This window comes from Caldimonas sp. KR1-144 (genome assembly GCF_049446155.1).
Taxonomy (GTDB): Bacteria; Pseudomonadota; Gammaproteobacteria; order Burkholderiales; family Burkholderiaceae_C; genus Rivibacter.
This window is the reverse complement of record NZ_JBMSEE010000002.1, coordinates 479768-502731: the sequence shown is the minus strand read 5'-3', so window position 1 is coordinate 502731 and position 22964 is coordinate 479768. Positions and strand designations below refer to the sequence as shown.

Here is a 22964-nt window from a genome sequence, read left to right as displayed (position 1 = left end):
CGCATAAGGACATCAACGGAGGGGCGACCGGAGAACATCGCATGGATCCGACTGCTTCCGCTTCCGCGGCGCAAGCCGCCGCTTCGGCGGCCTCGGCCGCTCTCGGCGCGCCGAGCCTGCCGGCCGTACCGACCAGCGCCGCGCTTTGGACGCTCGATGCGCTGCGCGGCGCCGACCCGCTGCTCGGCCTCGCGCTGATCGTCATCGTCGCGGTGATCGCCGGCGACGCGGTGCGGCGCTGGACGCACCTACCGAGCAGCTGCGGCCACATGCTGGTCGGCGCGATCGCAAGCCCGCTCGCGCTGCGCCTGATCGAGCGCACCGATCTCGACCCGTGGAAGCCGCTGCTCGACCTGGCCGTCGGCGTGCTGGTGTTCGAGCTGGGCAGCCGCATCCGGCTGCGCTGGCTGCTCGACAACCCCTGGCTCGCCGCGCAGTCGGTCGCCGAGGCCGTGCTCGCGGGCCTGGCGGTCACGGCGGTGCTGAGCTGGCTCGGCGCGCCGGCCTTCTCGGCCGCGCTGGCCGGCGCGGTCGCGATGTCGACCTCGCCGGTGATCACGATGGCGGTGCTGCACGAGCGACAGCCGCGCGGCCAGGTCACCGAGCGGCTGCTGATGATGACCGCGCTCAACAGCGTGCTCGCGGTGCTGGCGATCAAGGTCTGGCGCGTGTTCGCGAGCGCCGACGGCGGCTTCGGCAGTGACTGGCTCGTCGCGCTGACCAATATGGTCTACGTGATCTGCGGCTCCTTCCTGCTCGGCGCGGCGCTGGCCATGCTGCTCAAGGCGCTGTCGCGGCCGGGCCGCGACAGCGGCTCCACCGCGGTGCTGCAGCTTGCGGTGCTCGTGGTCGCGGCGCTGCTGGCGGTGCAGTGGACGCTGTCGCCTCTGCTCGCGCTGCTGATCGGCGGAACGATCGCGCGCGCCCGGCTGGGGCACCGCCTGATCGTCGCGCCGCAGCTGGGCACCGCGGGCGCGGCGCTGACGGTGCTGCTGTTCGTCAGCATCGGCCTGCTGGGCACGGTCGACGGCATGCTGCGGCTGTGGCCCTGGGTGCTGGCCCTGGTGCTCGCGCGCGCGTTCGGCAAGGCGCTGGCGGTCGCCGCCTTCACGCGCGTGAGCGGCCTGGGCTGGCGGCAGAGCGCCGCGCTGGTGCTGGCGCTGATGCCGATGTCGCAGACCTCCTTGCTGCTGTCCACCAGCACCTACGGCTGGCCGGCCGACACGCCGGGCGTCGACGCCGGGATCTGGCAGGCACTGCTGATCGCCACCACGCTGCTGCAGCTGGTGGGCCCGATCCTCACGCAGCTGGGCCTCGTGCGCGTGGCCGGCGAATCGGCCCGCAACGATTGAGGAGCGCCGCGATGGCCTTGCAGGAATTCACCGCGTCCGATCCGCTGACACTCGGCGTCGAGCTCGAGCTGCAGATCCTCAGCACGCACGACTTCGATCTCGCGCCGCAGGCCGAAGACCTGCTGCGCGAGACCGCCCGCCACACCGGCGCATGGGACATCAAGCCCGAGATCACGCGCAGCATGATCGAGATCGGCACCTCGATCCAGCGCGAGCACGCCCCGCTGCTGGCCGAGCTGCACGACCTGCGCACCCAGATCGCGCAGGCCGCGCGCCGGCTCAACCTCGTCGTCGCCGGCGGCGGCACGCATCCGTTCCAGCACTGGAGCGAGCAGCAGATCTTCCCGACCGAGCGCTTCCACTACATCAGCGAGCTCTACGGCTACCTCGCCAAGCAGTTCACCGTGTTCGGCCAGCACGTGCACGTGGGCTGCCGCCACGGCGACGAGGCGCTGTGGCTGCTGCACTCGCTGTCGCGCTACGTGCCGCACTTCATCGCGCTGTCGGCCTCCTCGCCTTACGTGCAGGGCCAGGACACCGGCTTCGACTCGGCCCGGCTGAATTCGGTGTTCGCGTTCCCGCTGTCGGGCCGCGCGCCCTTCGTGCGCAGCTGGGACGAGTTCGGCGTCTTCTTCGACAAGATGACGGCCACCGGCGTCGTGCAGTCGATGAAGGACTTCTATTGGGACATCCGGCCCAAGCCCGAGTTCGGCACCATCGAGCTGCGCGTGTGCGACACGCCGCTGTCGGTCGACAAGGCCGCCGCGCTCGCCTGCTACCTGCAGTGCATCTGCCGCCAGCTGATCGAGGAGCGGCCGTTCGAGCCGTCCGAGGACGACTACCTCGTCTACACCTTCAACCGCTTCCAGGCCTGCCGCTTCGGACTCGACGGCGAGATCGTCGACCCGAAGACCAAGCAGCGCTCGCGGCTGCGCGACGACATCCTGCGCACGCTCGTGCGGCTGGACGAGCACGCGCTCGACCTGAAAGCGCTCGACGCCACGCAGTCGCTGCGCGACTCGCTGTTCGAGGGCAACGACGCGCGCTGGCTGCGCGCGCTGCGCGCACAGGGCGAGCCGCTGCCGGGCGTGGTGGAGCAGGCGGCGCAGCGCTGGATGGGCGCGCGCTGAGCGTCGTTCGCACCCCGTTTCGCCCGCTTTGTCGCACGCGGCTTGGGCCGGTTCGCGGCGGCGCCTAGCTTGGTGACGGGGACGCCGCCGTTGCCGCGCGGCGCTTCCGCCGAACCGGAGCACGCCATGTCGCACCACATCACCCTTCGCATCGCCGCCGGCATCGCGCTGGCGAGCATCGCCTTCCTGCCCGCCACCACGATCGCAGCGCCGGCCGACAGCGCCGCCTGCGCCGCGCCGGAGCGCCTGTCCCGCGTGCAGCGCACGCTGCTCGCCAAGGCCGAGCAAGGCGGCGCCGAGCTGCGCCGCTACATCTGGCTGACCAAGCCGATCTACCAGCGCGACCTGACCGAGGTCATCCCCTGGCTCGAGGCGCGCGAGCGCGCCGCCCGGGCCGGCTGCACGGCCATGCTCGCAACCGAGGAGAAGCCGGCCTCCTGAGTCACAGGTGGATCACGCCGGCACCGCCGGCATAGAGCGCCTCGACCAGCGCGGCGCGACGCGCCAGCACCGCGCGCTGGTTGAGGTAGCCCTTGTCGGTGATTTCGCCGGCCTCGGCGCTCGGGGGCTCGTCGAGCAGCAGCGCGCGCGTCGCGCGCTGCGACGAACCCGCGCCGTCGGCGGCGAGCGACTGCAGCGCGACGCGCACGCGCGCCGCCAGCGAGGGCGCATCGAGTTCGCGCGCCTGCGGCGTCGGGAAGATCAGCAGCCCGATCTCCTCGCGGTCCTGGCCCGTGACCACCACGTCCTGCGCCAGCGGCGCGAGCGCGCTGACCACCTTGAGCCGCAGCATGCCGACCGAGACCCAGGTGCCGCTGGTGAGCTTGAAGTCCTCGGCCACGCGGCCGTCGAACGCGACGCCGCGCTCGGGCCGCCCGGGATCGACCAGCACGCCGGCATCGCCGATCAGGTAGTAGCCCTCGTCGTCGAAGGCCTTGGCGGTCAGCTCAGGCGCATTGCGGTAGCCGGGGAACACCGAGGGCCCGCGCACGCGCATCTCGAGCTTGCCGCCGTTGGGCACGAACTTCAGCGCCATGCCGGGGGCCGGCAGGCCGATGCAGCCGGCGCGCTCGATGCGCCAGTGCACGCTGGTGACCAGCGGTGAGGTCTCGGTCGAGCCCCATGCCGAGGTGAACCACACCGGATCGGGCCGCACACGCGCGGCGATCGCCTCGAGCCGGCTCCAGGTGCTCTGCGGCAGCGCGGCGCCGGCGTAGAACAGGGCCTTCAGGCGCGCGAAGAAGGCCTCGGCGAAACTCGCATCGCCTTCCATCACCGCGGCCAGCGCGTCGAAGCCGCGCGGCACATTGAAGTACAGCGTCGGGCGCACCTCGCGCAGGTTGCGCACGGTCTTGTCGAGCAGGCCCGGCATCGGCCGGCCGTCGTCGATCCACAGGCTGCCGCCGTTGGCCAGCACGAGGTGGAAGTTGTGGTTGGCGCCGAAGGTGTGGCTCCACGGCAGCCAGTCGAGCACGACCGGCCTCTCGTGTTCGAGGAAGCGCCAGCACTGGCGGATCATCTGCTGGTTCGCGCACAGCATGCGGTGCGTGTTGATCACGACCTTGGGCGTGCCGGTCGAGCCGCTGGTCAGCAGGTACTTGGCGTGATGCTCGGGCGTGATGGCCGCGTAGGCCTGCATCACCTCCGCCGTCTCGCGTGACGCGAGCAGCGCCTCGAACGACAGCGCGCCGCCCTCGGCGCCGCGGCTGAAGACCACCGGCACGTCGCGCCCGCAGGCGGCGATGGCCGGGCCGTAGACCGCGGCGTCCGAGGCATAGATCAGCGCGGGATCGAGCTGCTCGACGATCGCGCGGATCTTCGCGTAGTCCTTGGTCAGCCGCGAGTAGGCGCTCGACACGGTGCACGCCGGCCGCCCCACGTGGAGGCAGGCCAGAACGAGCAAGGCATGGTCGATCGCGTTGTCCGACAGGATCACCACCGGCTTGCCGGCCGGCAGCCGCGCGTCGAGCAGCCACTGCCCGATCGCGCCGACCGCCGCGCGCACCTGCGCGTAGCTCAGCTTGCGCCAGCTGTCCGACCCTTCGCCGTCCGTTCGGCGTTCGGCCAGGAAGAGCGCCTCGGGCGTCTCGCGCGCCCAGCGCTCCAGCCATTCGCCGATGCAGCGCGCCGTCTCGCCCAGCGGCTCGGGCGAGCGCAGCACGAAGGCACCGCCGCCCAGGTCTTCCCGCACAGCGCGCGGCGGCGCGAGCTGGGCCGGATCGTCGAACCACGCAGACATCGCGCCCTCGCTCACTTTCGCCTCACTTCACCAGCTGCCAGCTGTCGCCCTTGACGGTGATCAGCACCCGCGCGCGCGCATCGAAGCCGTTGTGGTCGGCGGGCGTCATATTCATCACGCCGTGCGTCACCGGCAGGTTCTTGGTGGCCTCGATGGCATCGCGCAGCGCGGCGCGGAACTCCGGCGTGCCGGGCCTGGCCTTCGCGGCCGCGATCGCCACCGCCTTGTCGAGCACCAGGTAGGCGTCTTGCGCATGCGCGCCGAAGGTGTTTCGCGAGCCCGGCCCGAACTTGGCCTCGTAGGCCTTCAGGTAGGCCAGGCTGACCGGCTTGCTCGGGTGGCTGTCGGGCAGCTGCTCGGCCACCAGCACCGGGCCGGTGGGCAGCACCAGGCCTTCGTCGGACTTGCCGGCCACGCGCAGGAAATCGCTGTTGGCCGAGCCGTGCGTCTGGTAGATCTGGCCCTTGTAGCCGCGCTCGCGCAGCGTGAGCTGCGGCAGCGCCGACGGCGTGCCGGAGCCGGCGATCAGCACCGCATCCGGCGTGGCGGCGGTCAGCTTGAGCACCTGCGCGTTAACCGAGGTGTCGGTGCGCGCATAGCGCTCGACCGCGACCATCTTCACGCCTGCGGCTTCGACGCCGGCTTCCACCGCCTTGAGCCAGCTCTCGCCGTAGGCGTCGGCATAGCCGATGAAGCCAAGCGTCTTCACGCCCTTGGCCTTCATGTGCTCGAGCAGCGCACCGGCCATCACCGGCACCGGCTGCGGCATCGGGAACACCCACTGGTGCTGGCGGATCGTCGGCGGCAGCGGCGACAGCGCGAGCTGCGGCGTCTTGGTCTCGAACGCGACCTCGGTGACGGCGAGCGTCGAAGGGGTGGTCGACGAGCCGATGATGGCGTCGGCCTTGTTCTCGTCGACCAGGCGGCGCGCGTTCTTGGTGGCCAGCGCGGGGTCGGTCGCGTCGTCGTAGATCACGTAGCGCACCGGCAGGCCGCCCAGCGTCTTGGGCAGCATCTCCAGCGTGTTCTTCTCGGGGATGCCGAGCGAGGCGCCCGGGCCGCTGGCGGACAGCGTCGCGCCGATCACGACCTCGTTGGCCTGCGCGAACGCGGCGCTCGGCAGGCAGGCCAGCGCCGCGAGGGACGCGGCGGCCAGAAGACTCAGGCGTCGTTGCATGGGATGTCTCCTTGTGTGTTGGGTGGCGGGTCGACCTTCGTCGCGCGCCTTGAATGAACCATGCAGTTATGTATGTTAAATATCTGAACCATCTCGGCACCTAGTGCGATCACCTAGGCATCCGATGTTCGAAACGCGGACAACCAGGAACGCGACGTTTACACTCTTTCCATACATGAGTGCACGGACAGCGACCACCGCAAGCCCTCGCCGGCGCCGCGCGCCGAGCGAGCCGCGTGCCTCGCTCGGCCCCGACGACTGGATCTCCGCAGCCACCGCACTGCTGGCCTCCAAGGGCGTGGATGCGGTGCGCGTCGACGTGCTGGCCAAGCGCATCGGCGTCACGCGCGGCAGCTTCTACTGGCACTTCAAGGACCGCGACGACCTGCTGTCGCGCGTGCTGCAGGCCTGGCGCGACGGCGCCACCGAGCAGGTGATCTCGCGCTTCGAGCGCCAGGGCGCGACGCCGCTGGAGCTGATGCGCGAGGTGATGTCGCTGCCGTTTCGGGGCCGCTCGGCGGTCGAAGCCGCGTCGGTGGAGCTGGCGATCCGCGCCTGGGCACGCCACGACGAGATGGCGCGCCAGCGGCTCGACGAGGTCGACGCGCAGCGGCTGTCGTACATCGCGCAAGGCCTCACCGCCTTGGGCTTTCCGATCGCCGAGGCGCGGCTGCGCGCCTTTGCGCTCTACGGCTGGCAGGTCGCCGAGTCGCTGCTGCAGCAGCACGGCGGCGCGGCGCAGCGCGCCGAACGCCGCGCGTTCATGGAGCAGCTGCTGCTCGGTAAAGCTACCAGCTGAGCGCCGCGACGCCTGCCGCGATGCACGCGGCGCCCGCGATGCGCAGCACGACATCGCCTTCGCCCAGCAGCTTGCCGCCGATCAGTGCGGCAAACAGCATCGAGACCTCGCGCGCCGGCGCCACGTGCGACAGCGGCGCCAGGCGCATCGCGTACAGCACCATCACGTAAGCCAGCGGGCTCATCGCCGCCACCGCCAGCGCCCAGCGCCATTGCGTGCGCCATGCGGCCAGCGTGGCGGCGCGGTCGCGCAAGGCGCCCGGCAGCGAGAACGGGATGCGCAACAGATTGCCGAAGTAGTCGACCAGGATCGGCGAGATCAGCACGACCTTGACCGCGTAGCCGTCGATCACCGTGTAGCCGGCGATCAGCACGCCGGTCGCGGCGCCGTAGCCGAGGCCCACGCGCACGCGGTGGCGCGCCTGCGCGTCGTCGGCCGCGCCCTGCCCGAGCAGCGCGCGAAGCATGCGGGGACCGCCGGCAACGAGGAACACGCCGGTCGTCACCGCGAGCACGCCCAAGGCGCCGTACGGCGACAGCGACTCGCCGAGCAGCAGCACCGCGAGCAGCGAGCTCACCAGCGGCCCGCTGCCGCGCGCCACCGGGTACACGACGGTGAGGTCCGACGCGCGATAGCCGCGCAGCAGCACGGTGAAGTAGGCGAGGTGGACGATGCCGCTGGCGAGCACCAGGCCCCACTGCGTCCAGCCCCAGCGCGGCACCGTGTCCCAGCCGGCCCACAGGCCGACCGGCGCCCACAGCACGACGATGAACAGCGCCACCAGCAGCACGAAGCGGTGATCGCCGCCAGCGTGCTTGGCGGCAAGGTTCCACAGCGCGTGAAGCAGCGCGGCGGCGAGAACGAGAACGAGCGCGGTGGTCGGCATGGGCGGCGGATTCTCGCCGCGCCGACCGCGCTCACCGCATCAGAAGCCCTGCCGCCACTTGAGCCCGAGGTACCACGCCCGCGGCGCGCCGGCCTCGAAGAACCGCTGGTTCCCTTCGTTGACGATCACGCTGCCGGCATAGGCGCGGTCGAACACGTTGTCGACGCGCACGAGGCCCTCGAGCCGGCTCTTGTCGCCGAAGCGGATCGCGTGGCTGGCGCGCAGCGCCATCGTGCCCCAGCCGCCGGCGAAGTCGGTGTTGCGGTCGTTGACCGCCACGCGGTCCTGGCCGCGCCACTCGGCGGCGAACTCGGCCGCGCCGTCGGCCCACGGCTGCCAGGCCAGCTCGGCATAGGCGCTCTTCGGCGACGTGCCGGCGATGCGGTTGCCGGCCGGCACCACGGCCTGGTTCTGCGGATTCGCGGCATTGCAGGGCACAGCGGTGCAGGTGACGAAGCTGTCGTCGTAGCGCGCACGCAACCAGGTCAGCGCCGCTTGGGCGCGCAGCGACTTCGTGATCGACCAGCCGGCGCCGAGCTCCACGCCGCGGCGCGTCGTGCGGCCGACGTTCTGGAAGGTCGATCGCCCACCGGCGTTGGTCGCGACGCCGATCTCGTCGTCGGTGCGCGCCTCGAACACGGCGGCATCGAGCGCCAGGCCGAGCGCGTCGTCGCGCCATTTCGCACCGATTTCGAGCTGCTTGCTCTTTTGCGCCTGGAGACCGCTGTTGAAGCCGCTTTGCCCGTCGGGCCGGTAGGCCAGCTCATTGAACGTTGGCGACTCGAAGCCGCGGCCGGCGCTGACGTAGACGTTGAGCGAGGGCGCCGCGCGCCACTGCAGCGCCGCGACCGGGTTGGTGTAGCTGTACTCGAGCTCGCCGGAGTCGTCGCCGTTGAGGCCGACGATGTAGTGGTCGTCGGCATTGAAGCGCACCTTGCCGCTGCGCACGCCGAGCGTCGCGACCCAGCCCTTGGCGAACTCGATCTCGCCTTGCGCGTAGCCGTCGGTGTTGCGCACGGTGTTCTTCTCGTCGCGGCGCAGGTTGCCGGTGACGCCCTGCGCGGTGGGTGCGAGCGGATCGCCGATGAAGTTCTCGTAGCCGCGACGGTCCTCGCTGCTGCGCTCGGCGTTGAGGCCAGCCACCAGCTGCGCGCCGCGTTCGCCGGCCAGCGTCCAGCGCCAGATCAGCCGTGCGTCGAGGCCGGCGTAGTCGCGATCGAAATCGATCACGCCGCCGGGGTGGCGCTCGGTGTTGGGCGGCGGGTTCGGATTGCGCTGCGTGAGCACCGGAATCGCCTGCCACTGCGTGACCGATCGCTGGCCGTAGTAGCCGGTCAACGCGCTCTCGCTCAACGCGCCGAGGTCGGCGAAGCGATGGCGCCAGGTCGCGCCGAGCTGGGTCTGGCGCGCGATCTTGCGGGTATTGAAGTCGATCGCCTGCGGCGCGGTCTGGTACGGGTCGGCGTCGAACTGCGCGCGGTTGAGCCCGAGCGGATCGTCGGCCGGCTGGTCGATCGAATTGAGCGCGACGATCACGCTGTCGGCCTCTGCGCTCCAGCCCAGGCGCAGGTTGGCCAGCGTGCGGTCAGCGCCGCTGTGCGGGCGAAAGCCGTCGATGGTGAAGTGGCTCGCGCCGAAGCGCAGGTCAAAGCCGCGCCCCGGCGTATCGCCGAACGGCGCGGCCACCGTGATGCGCGCCTGGCGCAGGCCGAACTCGCCGGCATCGAGCGCGAGTTCGCCGTAGCGCTCGGTCGTGGGCGCGCTCACCAGCGCGATCACGCCGCCCGAGCTGTTGCCGTACAGCGCCGAGAACGGCCCGCGCAGCACCTCGATGCGCTGCGCGCCCGCGAGGTCGAAGTGCGCGACCTGGCCCTGGCCGTCGGGCATCGTGGCCGGGATGCCGTCGGCATACAGCCGCAGTCCGCGCACGCCGAAGCTCGAACGCGCGCCGAAGCCGCGCGAGTTGATCTGCAGGTCCTGCGCGTAGTTGTTGCGGTTGGCGACCGTGAGGCCCGGCACGCGCGCCATCGACTCCGACAGGTTGACCATCGGCCCGCCAGAACGGATCTCCTCGGCGCCGACGATGCCCACCGAATACGGCGTGTCGAAGGCGCGCTGCTCGAAGCCCTTGCCGGTGACGACCACGGGCTCCAGCGTGGTCATGGAGGGGCCTTCGGCATCCTGGCCCAGGGCCGCCGTGCCCGGCAGGCCCGCGATCAGCGCCATTCCCAGGGCTTTGCGCATGCGTGCTCCTCGATCTTGTTCTCGATGATGAGAAGCACTCTAGCGAGGCCTCGACGCCGCACCGCTACAGAAAATCTGCAAAGCGCGGGCGGGTAAGCCCGGGCTTGAGCCAGCGCAAGCTCAGGGCTCGCGCGCCTCGAGCTTGATCGAGGCGTACCACGCCGCGAGGTTGGCGATGTCCTCGTCGCTCAGGCCCTTGGCGATCACGCCCATCACCTCGTGGCGGCGCGCGCCGCTGCGGTAGGCGCGCAGCTGCGCAGCGAGGTAGATCTCGGGCTGGCCGGCGAGGTTGGGGGCATCGGGCGCCGTCGCCAGGCCGAGCGGGCCGTGGCAGGTGGCGCACATCGCCGCCTTCGCGCGCCCGGCCGCCGGCGAGGCGGCCTGCGCGAAGGCGCCGGCGGCGCCGCCCGCGAGCAGCGCCGCCAGCACGAAGGCACGGCTACTTCGCGTCGGCCGCATAGGTGACGCGGTAGATCGCGCCGGCGTAGTCGTCCGAGATCAGCAGCGAGCCGTCCTTCATCACGGCCACGTCGACCGGGCGGCCGCGGAAGGTGCCGGTCTCGCCGTCGAGCCAGCCGCTGGCGAAGACCTCGGTCTTGTCGGCCGTGCCGTCGGACTTGAGCGAGGTGAAGAGGACCTGGGCGCCGTTGGGCTTGGTGCGGTTCCACGAGCCGTGCTGCGCCGAGAAGATGCCGCCCTGGTACTTCTGCGGGAACTGCCGGCCCGTGTAGAACGTCATGCCCAGGTCGGCCGCGTGCGCTTCGGTGAGCACCTGCGCGGCGACGATGCTCGCCGGCAGCGGGTCCTTGTCGTAGCCGTTCTCGGTGATGCGGGTCTTGCCCTGGATCCACGGGTAGCCGAAGAACTGTCCCGCCTTGGTGATGCGGTTGATTTCGCCGTTGGGGATGTCGTCGCCCATGCCGTCGGTCTGGTTGTCGGTGAACCAGAGCGTGCCGTCCTTGGGGTTGAAATCGTGGCCGACCGAGTTGCGGATGCCGCGCGCGTAGACCTCGCGCTTGCTGCCGTCGAAGGCATTCATGCGCACGATGCCGCCGATGCCGACCTCGTCGTAGAGCTTGAGCTTTTCGCGCGGGGGTACGTTGAAGGGCTGGCCGAGCGACACGTAGAGCATGCCGTCCGGGCCGATCCTGCACACGCGTGCGCCATGGTTGAACGACTCCTCCTCGGGCGGGATCAGCTTGCCCTGCGGCACGACCTCGATCACCGCGACGTCCGGGCCCTCGTAGAAGAACTCGGCAGCCGGGAAGTTGAGCACGCGGTTGTGCTCGGCGACGATCAGGAAGCCGTCTTTCGTCCAGCAGACGCCGTTGGGCACCTTGAAGTTCAGGCTCGGCGCGAAGGGCTTGACCTCGTCGGCCACGCCGTCGGAGTTGCGGTCGGTCACCGCCCACACCGTGGTCTTGCGCGTGCCGACGAACAGCATGTTGGTGCTGGGCGCCACCGCCATGTGGCGTGCGTCGGGCACCACGGCGAACAGCTCGATCCGAAAGCCCGGCGGCAGCTTCACGCGCTCGAGGTTCTTGCGAATCGCGTCGGCGTTCTTGCCGCTTTGCGGCACGGGCGGAATGTTGAGATCGGTTCCCGAGACCTTGAACTGCTTGAGCTTCTCGATGTTCTGCTGGGCTGCAGTGGTGCCAGCCAGGGTCGCCATGGCGGCGGCCGCGACGAGCGTGACCGCCCGACGCACGTAGGTGCTGCGCATTGCTTGTCTCCTGGAGTCGTTGGTGTGCGCCCGGCCGCGCGACGCGCGGTCGAACTATCCGACTCTAGGACCGGCGCGGCGCGCCGCGCAATAGGGGCACGACAGGAGCGCCAGGGCGATCGGACCCTTGGCCTCGGATCAACCCGCCCGGCCGATGATCGACGCGGTGGCGATCAGCTCCTCGAGCAGCGCCAGCGAGACGCGTCCCGAGACGGAGAACGGGTCGAGCACCGGGCGCTCGCTGTACTTGAGCAGGATGGACTGGTTGATCTTCGCCAGGTTGACCTGGCCCATGGTCCAGCCGGCGAAGCGGCGCTCGTTGACCTCTTCGTAGTCGAGCAGCACCACGTCGCGGTGACGTGCGTCGCAGACGATCTTGCGGTAGAGGTGGTTGACGGGTTCGCGCCCGCCCTCGATCACCTGCATGAAGGTGTCGCCGCCGTGGCACAGGATGCCGGTGATGCCGTGCGCCGAGTTGTGCACGCGGCACTGGGCAAGGATGGTCTCGATCACCGCCGGCGTCACCGCCTCGGCGGCACGGCTGGCGTAGAGCAGGCGCACGAGCATTGCGGACTCCCGGTCACGACTTCTTGTTGTTGACCAGCGCGAGGAATTCGCGGCGCAGGTTCGGGTCCTTGAGGAAGCTGCCGCGCATCACGCTGTTGATCATCTTGGAGTCGAGGTCGCGCACGCCGCGCCACTGCATGCAGAAGTGGTCGGCCTCCATCACGATCGCCAGCCCGTCGGGGCTCATCTTGTCTTGCAGCAGGTCGGCGACCTGGGTCACGGCCTCTTCCTGGATCTGCGGGCGGCTCATGATCCATTCGGTCAGGCGCGCGTACTTGGACAGGCCGATCAGGTTGGAGTGTTCGTTGGGCATCACGCCGATCCACACCCGGCCCAGGATCGGGCAGAAGTGGTGCGAGCAGGCGCTGCGCACGGTGATCGGGCCGATGATCATCAGCTCGTTGAGGTGCTCGACGTTCGGGAACTCGGTCACCGCGGGCTGGCGCACGTAGCGGCCCTTGAACACCTCGGTGAGGTACATCTTCGCGACGCGGCGCGCGGTGTCCTGGGTGTTGTGGTCGCTGTCGGTGTCGATCACCAGCGCGTCGAGCACGCCGCTCATCTTGCCGGCCACCTCGTCGAGCAGGGCCTCGAGCTCGCCCGGCTCGATGAAGTCGGCGATGTTGTCGTTGGCGTGGAACCGCTGCCGCGCCGCCAGCACCCGCTCGCGGATGCGCTGCGACACCGGCACGCCGACGTCGTCTTCCTTCGCGGCCTCGGCAACCGCCACGGGCTTGGGCAGGGGGGTCACGGTCATGGGACGGAAAGGAAATCGCGCTGCGGGCCAATCATGGTATCAGCGGCCCCCAAGGCCACCTGCGCTTCAGGGTCGGTGGCCGCCGAGCAATGCCTCCAGCGAAGCCAGCGTGTCGGCCTCGGCGAGCGGCTTGTCGTCGCGGATGCGCAGCATGCGCGGAAAGCGCACCGAGATGCCGCTCTTGTGCCGCGGGCTGCGCGCGATGCCCTCGAAGCCCAGCTCGAGCACGAGGCTGGGCACGACGCTGCGCACCGGGCCGAACTTCTCGACCGTGCTGGCGCGGATCGCGCGGTCGACGCGGGCGAACTCGGCGTCGGTCAGCCCCGAGTAGGCCTTCGCGAAGGTCACCAGCTGCAGCGGCTGCGGCTCGGCCTCGCTCGGCGCCGGCGGCGCCTCGCGGCGGCCGATCGCCTCGCGCACCGCCTGCACCTCGGCGTCGTCGCGCGGCGTGCGGTTCCACACCGCGAAGGTGTAGTCGGTGTAGACGCTCGCGCGCCGCCCGTGGCCGGCCTGCGCGTAGACCAGCACCGCGTCGACCGTCATCGGCTCGATCTTCCACTTCCACCAGGTGCCGCCGGCCAGTGCTTCCTGCTTGCGCCGGCCGACGCCGTAGGCCACCTCCTGGTGCTTGAGCATGAAGCCCTCGACGCCTCGTTCGCGGCTTTGCGCGCGCAGCGCAGCCAGCGCCGCCCAGTCGGCGCCCTCGACGCGCGGAGACAGCGCGATCGCCTCGGGCACCGACGCGCCGGCTCTCGCCAGCAAGGCCTCGAGACGCGCGCGCCGCTCGCGCTGCGGCAGGCCGCGGCGGTCGACACCGTCGCTTTCCAGCAGGTCGTAGGCGATGAAGCGCGCCGGCAGCTCGGCCAGCAGCTTCTTCGTGAGCGTCTTGCGGCCGATGCGCTGCTGCAGCAGCGCAAACGGCGCCGGGCGACCGTCGCGCCAGACGACGATCTCGCCGTCGAGCACGGTGCCGTCGGGCAGCGCGCGTGCCGCTTCGGCCAGCTCGGGAAAGCGCTCGGTCACCAGTTCCTCGCCGCGCGTCCACAGCCAGGTCTCGCCGGCGCGGCGCACCAGCTGGGCGCGCACGCCGTCGTACTTCCACTCGACGAGCCAGCCGGCGCTGGCGCCGAGCCGCGCCTCGAACTCGCCGGGCGCCAAGTCGATGGGGTGCGCGAGGAAGAACGGATAAGGCTGTCCCGAAGGCGCGCTGCCTTCATGCGCCGGCGCGACGAGGCCGCGAAAGCGCGCCGCGTCGACGGTGGCGCGGATGTCGGTGTAGCCCATCATGCGCTGCGCGACGAGCTTGGCGTCCAGGCCCGCATGCTCGGCCAGCGCACGCTGCACCAGCAGCTTGCTGACGCCGACGCGAAAGCCGCCGCCGATCAGCTTGACGAACAGGAAGCGCTCGCTCGCGTCGAGATCGTCCCAGGCCTCGCGCAGCGCCTTCGCCTGCGCCTCGGGCGGCTGGCCGCGCAACGGCCGCAGCCGTTCGACGACCCAGTGCGCGAGGCCGGCGTCGCTGTGCCGCAGCGGTGGCGGCAGCACCAGCGCGATGGTTTCAGCCAAGTCGCCCGCGGCCTGGTAGCAGGCCTCGAACAGCCAGTCGGAAATACCGGCGGCCTCGCTGGCGGCGCGGCGCAGCACCGCGCTTGGCACCGCCTGGCGCGGCCTGCCGCCCGCGAGGAAATAGACGGCCCAGGCCGCGTCCTCGGCGTCGGCCTCGGCCAGGTAGCGGCGCAGCGCGGCGACCTTGTCGTCGATGCCGGTGCTGGCGTCGAGCTCGGCGTACAGGCGGGCGAAGGCGCGCATTGCCCAAGGTTAAGCGCCCTCTTCCTACAATCGCCGCCCATGAGCCTCACCCGACTCCCGCGCCGCGCGTTGATCGCGGCCCTGCTCGCGCTGGCGGCCGGCGCGCATGCGCAGGACGGCAAGCCGCGCATCGACCAGCCCTGGATCCGCGCGACGCCCGCCGTGGGCGCCGGCTACCTCTCGATCACCGGCGGCGCCGCGGCCGACAAGCTGGTCGGCGCGAGCAGCGATGCGGCCGCGTCGGTCGAGCTTCACACGCACAAGGTCGAAGGCGGCGTCGCGCGCATGCGCCAGGTCGACGACGTGCCGGTGCCGGCCGGCCAGAAGGTCGAGTTCCGGCCCGGCGGCCTGCACCTGATGCTGGTCGGCCTGAAGCGCCCGCTCAAGGACGGTGAGCAGGTCGCGGTGACGCTCCGCTTCGAGAAGGCCGGGGCGATGCCGGTGAACTTCGTCGTCGACAACCAGCGCGCCGCGCAGCCGACCGCCGCGGCCGACCCGCACGGCGGACACAAGCATTGAGTCAAGGAGCAGTGTCGAACTGCTCGTTGCCGTACTCGGTTCGCAACGAGTCCGCATCGAGCCCCTGCTCTCGCAGCCAGCGCACCATCACGGCTTCGTAGCCGTGAGTCACGATCACGCGCTCGGCGCCGCAGGCGGCAATCGCGGCCTGCAGGCCGGGCCAGTCGGCGTGGTCCGAGAGCACGAAGCCGCGGTCCACGCCCTGGCGGCGCCGCGCGCCGCGCAGCTGCATCCAGCCGCTCGCGAACGCGTCGCTCGCGTCGTCGAGGCGGCGCGCCCAGGTGCTGCCCGAAAGCGCCGGCGGCGCGACGATCAGGGCGCCGGCGAGCGCGGCGCGCTCGGTGCGATCGTCGAGCAGCCGCGTCGGCGGCAACACGATGCCGGCCTCCCGGTAGGCGCGGTTCACGAGCTCGACCGCCGGGTGCACGACGATCGGCCCGATCGACGCATCCACGCCCGCCAGCAGGCGCTGCGCCTTGCCGAAGCTGTAGCCCATCAGCAGGCTCGGGCGGCCGGCAGCGGCGTTGGCGCCCCACCAGGCGTCGATCTCGTCGAACACCTCGCGCTGCGGCCGCCAGCGGTAGATCGGCAGGCCGAAGGTCGATTCGGTGACGAAGCAGTCGCAGCGCTGCGGCTGGAACGGCGCACAGGTCGGATCGGCTGGTTCGCCGGGCGCGAAGCGGTAGTCGCCTGACACGACCCACACGCGTGCGGCATGTTCGATGCGGACCTGCGCCGAGCCGAGCACGTGGCCGGCCGGATGCAGGCTCAGCCTCACGCCGCGGTGCTCGATGACCTCGTCCCAGGCCAGCGGCTGCAGGCGGATGTCGCCCAGCCGCGCGCGCAGCACGCCGGCGCCCTGCGCGCTGGAGAGGTAGTGGGCATGGCCGGCGCGTGCGTGGTCGGCGTGGGCATGCGTGATCACGGCACGCGACACCGGCCGCCATGGGTCGATGAAAAAGTCACCGGCCGGGCAGTACAGGCCCTCGGGACGCGCGATCACGAGGTCGCCCTCGCGTGGGCCTTGGGTATGCTGGTCGGACATCAAGTCACGCGAGGGAGTCTGGAATGAACGATGCAGCCGGCGGCGCCCAAGGCCGCTTCGACGCGCCGATGACGGTGCCTCAGATCCTGTTCGGATTCAAGGGCCGCATTCCGCGCAAGACCTACTGGATCTGGGGCGTCGTCGTGCTGGTCGCGTTCAGCGTGTTCGCCTCGCTGTTGCTGGGGATCCTGGGCATCGACGAATGGGCCGCCAGCGTCCTGGTGAACCTGGCCATCCTATGGCCGGCGTTTGCCGTGTCGGTCAAGCGCTGGCACGACCGCGACAAGTCCGGCTGGTGGTTGCTGATCAACTTCATTCCGCTCGTCGGCTGGATCTGGGCGCTGGTCGAGAACGGCTTCCTGCGCGGCACGGCCGGCGCGAACCGCTTCGGCGACGACCTGACCGAACGGTTCTGATTCAGTAGCGCACCGCCGCGCCGGCGACGCGCAGGTACACGCTCGCCACCCACGCCACGAAACCTCGGCGCAGCCACTTGCGCCAGCCGGCCAGCGGCCGCGGCGCGAGCACTTCCTGCGCGCCTTCGAAGTCGCGCTCGAGCTCGCGCGCCAGCGTCGCGACAAAGCCGCGGTCGCGCACGACGACGTTGGCCTCCAGGTTCACCAGCAGCGACAGCGGATCGATGTTGGAGCTGCCGATCGTGGCCCAGTCGCGGTCCACGCGCGCGACCTTGGCGTGCAGGAAGGCCGCCTGGTACTCGAAGATGCGCACGCCACGCGCGAGCAGCTCGTCGTAGAGCACGCTCGCGGCCAGTGCGGCGAAGCGGTAGTCGACGCGCCCTTGCAGCAGCAGGCGCACGCGCACGCCGCGCTGGGCGGCGTTGCGCAGCGCGCGCCGGAACGCCCGCCCCGGATAGAAATAGGGGCAGACGATGTCGATCTCCTCGCGCGCCGACTGCAGCGCGTCGATGTAGGCGCGCTCGATCGTGCGGCGCTGGCGGACGTTGTCGCGCACGACGAAGGCTGCGCGCACCGGGATCAGCACCGCCATGGGCAACCCGGTGTCGACCAGCGCACGCGGCGGCGCGAGGCGCACGCGGCGCAGCAGCCTTCGCATGCGCGTGATCGGCCGCTGGTGGCGCACGATGTCGCGCACCTCGTCGCGCCAGTCGTGGCCGAACCAGGAGCGCGTCCACATCGCGCGCACCGTGTGCTCGACCGGCGCGACCGCCGGGCCGCGCAGGCGCACCGCGTAGTCGAGCCGTGGCGCGTCGGACCAGCCGTGGTGCAGGTCGTGGCGATCGTCGATGACATTGATGCCGCCGACGAAGGCCACGTCGCCGTCGACCACGCACAGCTTCTGGTGCAGGCGGCGCAACTGGCCGGGCTGCAGCCAGGACCACCAGCTGGACACCGGGCGAAACACCGCGAAGGCGACGCCCTGCGGCGTCATCGCCTCCTGCAGCGCCGCCACGGTGGCCTGCGAGCCGAAGCCGTCGACCACCACGCGCACGCGCACGCCGCGCGCGGCCGCCGCGCGCAGCGCGCCCATCACGGCCTGGCCGGCAGCGTCGAGCTCGAAGATGTAGGTCGCCAGCCAGACCTCGCGCAGCGCGCGACCGATCGCCTGGACCATCTCGGGAAACAGCGCGTCGCCGCCGCGCAGCAAGACGACCTCGTTGCCACCGCTGAACACGGGGCGCGGATGGCGATACCAGTCGAGGCTGGCGGCGAGGTCGCGGCGGACGGAAGAAGCCGGCTGCCCGCTCATTCAATGCGACGCCGGCACGAACTCGGCCACCAGCGGCAGGTGATCCGACATGCGCGCCCACATCGTGCCGCGCGGCACCTGGATGTCGACGCAGCGCAGGCCGCGCGTGTAGATGCGGTCGAGCGCGAACACCGGCGCCAGCGACGGGAAGGTGCGCGCCGGCGCGCTGCCCGGCGCGACCGCACGGCGAAGCCGCATCGAACCCATCAACGGGTCGAGCTTCTCGCTCCAGTCGTTGAAGTCGCCGGCCACCAGCAGCGGCGCGCCGGCGGGCACGTGGCGCGCGATGAACTGCGCCAGGCGCTCGGCCTGGCGCACGCGACTGGCATGGATCAGCCCGAAGTGGGCCACGATGGCATGCAACTCGCCCCAGGCGAAGTTCACCGGCACGTGCAGCAGGCCGCGCTGCTCGAAGGCGTGGTCGGAGACATCGGCGTGGCCCACCTCGCCGATCGGCCAGCGCGACAGCAAGGCGTTGCCGTGCTCGCCGCCGCGCGTGACGGCATTGGTGCGGTAAGCGGCCACGTAGCCCTCGGGCGCGAGGTAGTCGGCCTGCGGCGCGTCGGGCCAGCCGAGATGGGTGCGCTGGAAACGGCGCGCCTCGCCGCGGTGGAAGCGCCGCACTTCCTGCAGGCACACGAGGTCCGCGTCGAGCGCCTCGACGCCGAGGCCGAGGTTGTGGATCTCGAGCCGCTTGCGCGGCCCCACGCCGCGCACGCCCTTGGCGATGTTGTAGGTGGCCACGCGCAGCCGCGTGTCGTCGCGCGGCGTCGAAGGCAGGTTGCTGGAGTGAAGCGGGTTCATGCGGCGAAGCGCGGCAATTGGAGGACCGCCTCGGCATTGCTCGGCGAGAAGCAGCGGTCGGCCGCCTCGCGCCACGGCAGCCACACGTGCCGCAGGTGCTCGCGCGGATTGAGCGTCACCGGCGTGCCCACCGGCACGCGCAGCCCGAACACGTGCTCGGTGTTGTGCGTGACGCCCGGCGCGTAGCGGTGGCGCCAGCGCGGGTAGATCTCGTAGACGTTGGCGAGCCGCCAGTCGCGCAGCCCGGACAGCGGCACGGCGGCGGAGCCGATCGCGATGCCGGTCTCCTCGGCGACCTCGCGCACGCAGGTCTCGAGCAGCGGCTCGTCGGCCGAGTCCTTGGAGCCGGTGACGCTTTGCCAGTAGCCGGGCGCGTCGGCGCGCTCGATCAGCAGCACGTCGAGCGCGGCGGTGTGGATCACCACCAGGACGGATTCGGGGATCTTGTGGGGCCGGGCGGCCGCGGTCGGCTCGGTCATGCGCCGAGCATAGCCCGGCGCCCGCGCGGTGTTCCTGCCCTCAGCGCGCGCGTCGTGCGCGCACCGCGTCGGCCAGCGTCTGGAGCACCGGCACGGTGTCGTCCCAGCCGAGGCAGGCGTCGGTGATCGAAATGCCCGGCTCGAGCGCACGGCCGGCGACGAGGTCCTGGCGGCCTTCGCGCAGGTGGCTCTCGACCATCAGGCCGATCAGGCGGCGGTCGCCCGCGGCGATGCGGCGCGCGACGTCCGCGGCCACCTCGATCTGGCGGCGGTGCTGCTTGGCCGAGTTGGCGTGCGAGCAGTCGACCATGACCTGCTCGCGCAGGCCGGCCTTGCGCAGCACCGCGCAGGCGGCCTCCACATGCTCGGCGTCGTAGTTCGGGCCCCTGCCGCCGCGCAGGATGACGTGGCAGTCGTCGTTGCCGCGCGTCTCGAAGATCGCGGCCACGCCCATCTTGGTCATGCCCATGAAGGCGTGCGAGGCGCGCGCGGCCTGCAGCGCGTCGGCGGCGATCTGCACGCCGCCGTCGGTGCCGTTCTTGAACCCGATCGGGCACGACAGGCCCGAGGCGAGCTGGCGGTGGCTCTGGCTCTCGGTGGTGCGCGCGCCGATCGCGCCCCAGGCGATCAGGTCGGCCAGGTATTGCGGTGACAGCAGGTCGAGGAACTCGGTGCCGGCCGGCAGGCCGAGCGCCGAGATGTCCAGCAGCAGCTGGCGCGCGCGGCGCAGGCCTTCGTTGATGCGAAAACTCCCGTCCAGGCGCGGGTCGTTGATGTAGCCCTTCCAGCCGACCGTGGTGCGCGGCTTCTCGAAGTAGACCCGCATCACGACCACCAGCGCGTCGGACAGCGCGTCGGCCTTGGCCTTCAGGCGGCGCGCGTAGTCCATCGCCTGGTCGTGGTCGTGGATCGAGCACGGGCCGACGACGACCACGAGGCGGTCGTCGCGCCCGTGCAGCACGCCGGCGATGGCGTCGCGCGTGCGCTCGACCAACAGCTCGATGGCCTCGGTGACCGGCTGCTCCTCGAGCAGCACCGCCGGCGCCACGAGCGCGCGCACCGCAGCGATGCGCGTGTCGTCGATGCGCGTGGTGTCCAGCGTCGCGTCGCGCGAGCCGGCTTCGTGGTCGTGGGCCGGATCGTCGATGCGGGCGGGACTCATCTCACGACTCCGGTCAGGCGTTCGCTTGCGGATTGCGCAGGCGGATGTGCAGCTCGCGCAGCTGCTTCTCGTCCACGAGGCTCGGCGCGCCGGTCAGCAGGCACTGCGCGCGCTGCGTCTTCGGGAACGCGATCACGTCGCGGATCGACTCGGCCTTGGTCATCAGCGTGACCAGGCGATCCAGGCCGAAGGCCAGGCCGCCGTGCGGCGGCGCGCCGTACTGCAGCGCGTCGAGCAGGAAGCCGAACTTGACCTTGGCGTCCTCGGGCGTGATCTTGAGCGCGGAGAAGACCTTGCTCTGCACCTCGGCGCGATGGATACGCACCGAGCCGCCGCCCAGCTCCCAGCCGTTGAGCACCATGTCGTAGGCCTTGGCGACGCAGGCACCGGGGTCGGTGTCCATCAGGTTCTCGTGGCCATCCTTGGGCGCGGTGAACGGGTGATGCACCGCATTCCAGCGGTCTTCTTCCTCGTCGTGCTCGAACATCGGGAAGTCGACCACCCACAGCGGCGCCCAGCGGTCCTCGAACAGGCCGCGGGCCTTGCCGAACTCGCTGTGGCCGATCTTCACGCGCAGGGCACCGATCGCGTCGTTGACCACCTTGGCCTTGTCGGCGCCGAAGAAGATCAGGTCACCGGTCTTGGCGCCGGTGCGCGCGAGGACCTCGGCCACCGCCTTGTCGTGCAGGTTCTTGACGATCGGCGACTGCAGGCCTTCGCGGCCCTTGGCCAGATCGTTGACCTTGATCCACGCCAGGCCCTTGGCGCCGTAGATCTTGACGAACTCGGTGTAGCCGTCGATCTCGCCGCGGCTCATCTCGCCGCCGCCGGGCACGCGCAGCGCGACCACGCGACCGCCCTTGGTGGTGGCGGGCGTCGAGAAGACCTTGAAGTCCACGTCGGCCATCACGTCGGTGAGCTCGGTGAACTCGAGCTTGACGCGCAGGTCGGGCTTGTCCGAGCCGTACAGGCGCATCGCATCCGCATACGTCATCACCGGGTAGTCGCCCAGGTCGACGTTCAGCGCCTTCATGAAGACGTGGCGGATCATGCCTTCGGTCAGGTCGCGGATCTCCTGCTCGGTGAGGAAGGAGGTCTCGATATCGATCTGCGTGAACTCAGGCTGGCGATCGGCGCGCAGGTCCTCGTCGCGGAAGCACTTGGTGATCTGGTAGTAGCGGTCGAAGCCCGCGACCATCAGCAGCTGCTTGAACAGCTGCGGCGACTGCGGCAGCGCGAAGAACATGCCGTCGTGCACGCGGCTGGGCACGAGGTAGTCGCGCGCGCCTTCCGGCGTGCTCTTGGTGAGCATCGGCGTCTCGATGTCGACGAAGCCGTGCTCGTCGAGGTACTTGCGAACCTCCATCGCCACGCGGTAGCGCAGCATCAGGTTGTTCTGCATGTACGGGCGGCGCAGGTCCAGCACGCGGTGCGTCAGGCGCGTGGTCTCGCTGAGGTTCTCGTCGTCGAGCTGGAAAGGCGGCGTGACGCTGGGGTTCAGCACCTCGAGCTCGTGGCACAGCACCTCGACCTTGCCGCTGACCAGGTTGGCGTTCTCGGTGCCCTGCGGACGCGGGCGCACCTTGCCCACCACCTTGAGGCAGAACTCGTTGCGCACGCCCTCGGCCGTGGCGAACGTCTCGGCGCGGTCGGGGTCGCAGACGATCTGCACCAGGCCTTCGCGGTCGCGCAGGTCGATGAAGATCACGCCGCCATGGTCGCGGCGGCGGTGGGCCCAGCCCATCAGCGTCACGGTCTGGCCCAGCAGCGCTTCGCTGACTTGGCCGCAGTAGCTCGTTCTCATCGGGTCACACTCCAGGAATCGGGTCTCGGTGGCGGCGCGCGCAGCGCCGCCGTCGTGAGGCGAAGGCGGGGCCGGGGGGCCCCGTCAATTTCGTTCGGTCGCGAGCGCCGGTGCCGTGGCCGGCGGCGGCGCGACCACGCCCATCGAGATGATGTACTTCAGCGCCTCGTCCACGCTCATCGCCAGCGGCACGACTTCGGCGCGCGGCAGCATCAGGAAGAAGCCCGAGGTCGGGTTGGGCGTGGTCGGAACGTAGATGCTCAGGTGCGTCTCGGCGTCGAGGTGGCGCGCCACTTCGCCGCCAGGCCGGCCGGTCACGAAGGCGATCGTCCACGAGCCCTGGCGCGGGTACTGCACCAGCACGGCCTCGCGAAACGCCTGGCCGCTCGACGAGAACAGCGTGTCGGAGACCTGCTTGACCGAGCTGTAGATCGACTTGACGATCGGAATCTGGTGCAGCAGCCGGTTCCACTGCCTCAGCCACCACTGGCCGACGATGTTGGTGACGAACATGCCGGTGAGCAGCAGCAGCAGCGCCATCACCAGCACGCCGAGGCCGGGAATCTTGCGCAGCGCCTCGATCGTTGATTCGGCACCGGCCGGCAGCACGGCCTGGGCGGCGCTGGCCAGGCCGCCGAACACGCCGTCGAGCAGGCCGACGAACCACAGCAGCACCCAGACGGTGATCGCCAGCGGCAGCCAGACCAGCAGGCCGGCGATGAGATGCTTCTTCACGCGCG

Annotated in this window: 22 protein-coding genes; 6 read left to right on the top strand and 16 right to left on the bottom strand. The window is 70.8% G+C overall.

Annotation, left to right across the window (positions count from 1 at the left end; translation table 11 throughout):
* The first annotated feature begins 41 nt into the window (after positions 1-41).
* From ACO2TI_RS06410 to ACO2TI_RS06400, 3 genes are all read left to right on the top strand, one after another.
* Positions 42-1352, top strand: a complete 1311-nt coding sequence (locus ACO2TI_RS06410; RefSeq protein ID WP_423282863.1) for a cation:proton antiporter — start codon at positions 42-44, stop codon at positions 1350-1352.
* Positions 1353-1363: 11 nt separating this feature from the next.
* Positions 1364-2482 (top strand): YbdK family carboxylate-amine ligase, encoded by a 1119-nt coding sequence (locus ACO2TI_RS06405; protein ID WP_423282861.1) that lies wholly within the window; start codon positions 1364-1366, stop codon positions 2480-2482.
* 126 nt (positions 2483-2608) lie between these two features.
* Positions 2609-2923, top strand: a complete 315-nt coding sequence (locus ACO2TI_RS06400; RefSeq protein ID WP_423282859.1) for a hypothetical protein — start codon at positions 2609-2611, stop codon at positions 2921-2923.
* Between the two features lies 1 nt (position 2924).
* On the opposite strand, the gene ACO2TI_RS06395 is transcribed toward ACO2TI_RS06400, so the two are convergent.
* Both ACO2TI_RS06395 and ACO2TI_RS06390 read right to left on the bottom strand, forming a co-directional pair.
* Positions 2925-4721: a feruloyl-CoA synthase gene (locus tag ACO2TI_RS06395; RefSeq protein ID WP_423282858.1), complete on the bottom strand. Its 1797-nt coding sequence runs from the start codon at positions 4719-4721 to the stop codon at positions 2925-2927.
* Positions 4722-4743: 22 nt separating this feature from the next.
* A complete protein-coding gene (locus ACO2TI_RS06390; RefSeq protein ID WP_423282856.1) occupies positions 4744-5898 on the bottom strand; it encodes an ABC transporter substrate-binding protein in 1155 nt (384 codons plus the stop codon).
* A 175-nt stretch (positions 5899-6073) separates the two neighbouring features.
* On the opposite strand from ACO2TI_RS06390, the gene ACO2TI_RS06385 reads away from it, so the two are divergent.
* Positions 6074-6697, top strand: coding sequence for a TetR/AcrR family transcriptional regulator (locus tag ACO2TI_RS06385; protein ID WP_423282855.1), 624 nt, complete (start codon positions 6074-6076; stop codon positions 6695-6697).
* On the opposite strand, the gene ACO2TI_RS06380 is transcribed toward ACO2TI_RS06385, so the two are convergent.
* From ACO2TI_RS06380 to ACO2TI_RS06350, 7 genes are all read right to left on the bottom strand, one after another.
* Entirely contained in the window at positions 6687-7583 is an 897-nt protein-coding gene (locus tag ACO2TI_RS06380; RefSeq protein WP_423282854.1) for an EamA family transporter, read from the bottom strand. The genes ACO2TI_RS06385 and ACO2TI_RS06380 overlap by 11 nt on opposite strands.
* Before the next feature lie 39 nt (positions 7584-7622).
* On the bottom strand, positions 7623-9827 hold the full coding sequence (locus ACO2TI_RS06375) for a TonB-dependent receptor family protein (protein ID WP_423282853.1): 2205 nt from the start codon (positions 9825-9827) through the stop codon (positions 7623-7625).
* A 120-nt stretch (positions 9828-9947) separates the two neighbouring features.
* Positions 9948-10256, bottom strand: coding sequence for a c-type cytochrome (locus ACO2TI_RS06370; protein WP_423282852.1), 309 nt, complete (start codon positions 10254-10256; stop codon positions 9948-9950).
* Positions 10257-10266: 10 nt separating this feature from the next.
* Positions 10267-11550: a PQQ-dependent sugar dehydrogenase gene (locus tag ACO2TI_RS06365; RefSeq protein ID WP_423282851.1), complete on the bottom strand. Its 1284-nt coding sequence runs from the start codon at positions 11548-11550 to the stop codon at positions 10267-10269.
* Between the two features lie 138 nt (positions 11551-11688).
* Positions 11689-12117, bottom strand: coding sequence for a BLUF domain-containing protein (locus tag ACO2TI_RS06360; protein WP_423282849.1), 429 nt, complete (start codon positions 12115-12117; stop codon positions 11689-11691).
* 13 nt (positions 12118-12130) lie between these two features.
* The gene (gene folE, locus ACO2TI_RS06355; protein WP_423282848.1) at positions 12131-12874 is read right to left on the bottom strand and encodes a GTP cyclohydrolase I; all 744 of its coding nucleotides are present in this window, start codon (positions 12872-12874) and stop codon (positions 12131-12133) included.
* Between the two features lie 66 nt (positions 12875-12940).
* Positions 12941-14683 carry an ATP-dependent DNA ligase gene (locus tag ACO2TI_RS06350; protein ID WP_423282846.1) on the bottom strand — a complete coding sequence of 581 codons (1743 nt, stop codon included), beginning with the start codon at positions 14681-14683 and terminating at the stop codon, positions 12941-12943.
* Positions 14684-14722: 39 nt separating this feature from the next.
* Here ACO2TI_RS06350 and ACO2TI_RS06345 point away from each other — a divergent pair, with 39 nt between their 5' ends.
* Complete coding sequence (locus tag ACO2TI_RS06345; RefSeq protein WP_423282845.1) at positions 14723-15202, top strand: copper chaperone PCu(A)C; 480 nt, start codon at positions 14723-14725, stop codon at positions 15200-15202.
* 1 nt (position 15203) lies between these two features.
* Here ACO2TI_RS06345 and ACO2TI_RS06340 read toward each other — a convergent pair whose 3' ends face one another.
* On the bottom strand, positions 15204-16247 hold the full coding sequence (locus ACO2TI_RS06340) for a ligase-associated DNA damage response exonuclease (RefSeq protein WP_423282843.1): 1044 nt from the start codon (positions 16245-16247) through the stop codon (positions 15204-15206).
* A gap of 23 nt (positions 16248-16270) precedes the next feature.
* On the opposite strand from ACO2TI_RS06340, the gene ACO2TI_RS06335 reads away from it, so the two are divergent.
* On the top strand, positions 16271-16663 hold the full coding sequence (locus ACO2TI_RS06335; protein ID WP_423282841.1) for a DUF805 domain-containing protein: 393 nt from the start codon (positions 16271-16273) through the stop codon (positions 16661-16663).
* A gap of 1 nt (position 16664) precedes the next feature.
* Here ACO2TI_RS06335 and clsB read toward each other — a convergent pair whose 3' ends face one another.
* The 6 genes from clsB to ACO2TI_RS06305 form a co-directional block, all read right to left on the bottom strand.
* Positions 16665-17975: a cardiolipin synthase ClsB gene (gene clsB, locus ACO2TI_RS06330; RefSeq protein WP_423282840.1), complete on the bottom strand. Its 1311-nt coding sequence runs from the start codon at positions 17973-17975 to the stop codon at positions 16665-16667.
* Positions 17976-18779 carry an endonuclease/exonuclease/phosphatase family protein gene (locus ACO2TI_RS06325; protein ID WP_423282839.1) on the bottom strand — a complete coding sequence of 268 codons (804 nt, stop codon included), beginning with the start codon at positions 18777-18779 and terminating at the stop codon, positions 17976-17978.
* A complete protein-coding gene (gene nudB, locus ACO2TI_RS06320) occupies positions 18776-19258 on the bottom strand; it encodes a dihydroneopterin triphosphate diphosphatase (protein WP_423282838.1) in 483 nt (160 codons plus the stop codon). The genes ACO2TI_RS06325 and nudB overlap by 4 nt, the downstream gene beginning before the upstream one ends.
* 40 nt (positions 19259-19298) lie before the next feature.
* Positions 19299-20420, bottom strand: coding sequence for a 3-deoxy-7-phosphoheptulonate synthase (locus ACO2TI_RS06315; protein WP_423282837.1), 1122 nt, complete (start codon positions 20418-20420; stop codon positions 19299-19301).
* A 13-nt stretch (positions 20421-20433) separates the two neighbouring features.
* A complete protein-coding gene (gene aspS / locus ACO2TI_RS06310; RefSeq protein WP_423282836.1) occupies positions 20434-22224 on the bottom strand; it encodes an aspartate--tRNA ligase in 1791 nt (596 codons plus the stop codon).
* Between the two features lie 84 nt (positions 22225-22308).
* A complete protein-coding gene (locus ACO2TI_RS06305) occupies positions 22309-22959 on the bottom strand; it encodes a DUF502 domain-containing protein (protein WP_423282835.1) in 651 nt (216 codons plus the stop codon).
* Positions 22960-22964 lie beyond the last annotated feature (5 nt).

What these genes read in the sequence shown, in the direction of transcription:
- ACO2TI_RS06410 (WP_423282863.1), top strand. Translation starts at nt 42, where the DNA reads ATGGATCCGACTGCTTCCGCTTCCGCGGCGCAAGCCGCCGCTTCGGCG.
- ACO2TI_RS06405 (WP_423282861.1), top strand. Translation starts at nt 1,364, where the DNA reads ATGGCCTTGCAGGAATTCACCGCGTCCGATCCGCTGACACTCGGCGTC.
- ACO2TI_RS06400 (WP_423282859.1), top strand. Translation starts at nt 2,609, where the DNA reads ATGTCGCACCACATCACCCTTCGCATCGCCGCCGGCATCGCGCTGGCG.
- ACO2TI_RS06395 (WP_423282858.1), bottom strand. Translation starts at nt 4,721, where the DNA reads ATGTCTGCGTGGTTCGACGATCCGGCCCAGCTCGCGCCGCCGCGCGCT.
- ACO2TI_RS06390 (WP_423282856.1), bottom strand. Translation starts at nt 5,898, where the DNA reads ATGCAACGACGCCTGAGTCTTCTGGCCGCCGCGTCCCTCGCGGCGCTG.
- ACO2TI_RS06385 (WP_423282855.1), top strand. Translation starts at nt 6,074, where the DNA reads ATGAGTGCACGGACAGCGACCACCGCAAGCCCTCGCCGGCGCCGCGCG.
- ACO2TI_RS06380 (WP_423282854.1), bottom strand. Translation starts at nt 7,583, where the DNA reads ATGCCGACCACCGCGCTCGTTCTCGTTCTCGCCGCCGCGCTGCTTCAC.
- ACO2TI_RS06375 (WP_423282853.1), bottom strand. Translation starts at nt 9,827, where the DNA reads ATGCGCAAAGCCCTGGGAATGGCGCTGATCGCGGGCCTGCCGGGCACG.
- ACO2TI_RS06365 (WP_423282851.1), bottom strand. Translation starts at nt 11,550, where the DNA reads ATGCGCAGCACCTACGTGCGTCGGGCGGTCACGCTCGTCGCGGCCGCC.
- ACO2TI_RS06360 (WP_423282849.1), bottom strand. Translation starts at nt 12,117, where the DNA reads ATGCTCGTGCGCCTGCTCTACGCCAGCCGTGCCGCCGAGGCGGTGACG.
- folE (WP_423282848.1), bottom strand. Translation starts at nt 12,874, where the DNA reads ATGACCGTGACCCCCCTGCCCAAGCCCGTGGCGGTTGCCGAGGCCGCG.
- ACO2TI_RS06350 (WP_423282846.1), bottom strand. Translation starts at nt 14,683, where the DNA reads ATGCGCGCCTTCGCCCGCCTGTACGCCGAGCTCGACGCCAGCACCGGC.
- ACO2TI_RS06345 (WP_423282845.1), top strand. Translation starts at nt 14,723, where the DNA reads ATGAGCCTCACCCGACTCCCGCGCCGCGCGTTGATCGCGGCCCTGCTC.
- ACO2TI_RS06340 (WP_423282843.1), bottom strand. Translation starts at nt 16,247, where the DNA reads ATGTCCGACCAGCATACCCAAGGCCCACGCGAGGGCGACCTCGTGATC.
- ACO2TI_RS06335 (WP_423282841.1), top strand. Translation starts at nt 16,271, where the DNA reads ATGAACGATGCAGCCGGCGGCGCCCAAGGCCGCTTCGACGCGCCGATG.
- clsB (WP_423282840.1), bottom strand. Translation starts at nt 17,975, where the DNA reads ATGAGCGGGCAGCCGGCTTCTTCCGTCCGCCGCGACCTCGCCGCCAGC.
- ACO2TI_RS06325 (WP_423282839.1), bottom strand. Translation starts at nt 18,779, where the DNA reads ATGAACCCGCTTCACTCCAGCAACCTGCCTTCGACGCCGCGCGACGAC.
- nudB (WP_423282838.1), bottom strand. Translation starts at nt 19,258, where the DNA reads ATGACCGAGCCGACCGCGGCCGCCCGGCCCCACAAGATCCCCGAATCC.
- ACO2TI_RS06315 (WP_423282837.1), bottom strand. Translation starts at nt 20,420, where the DNA reads ATGAGTCCCGCCCGCATCGACGATCCGGCCCACGACCACGAAGCCGGC.
- aspS (WP_423282836.1), bottom strand. Translation starts at nt 22,224, where the DNA reads ATGAGAACGAGCTACTGCGGCCAAGTCAGCGAAGCGCTGCTGGGCCAG.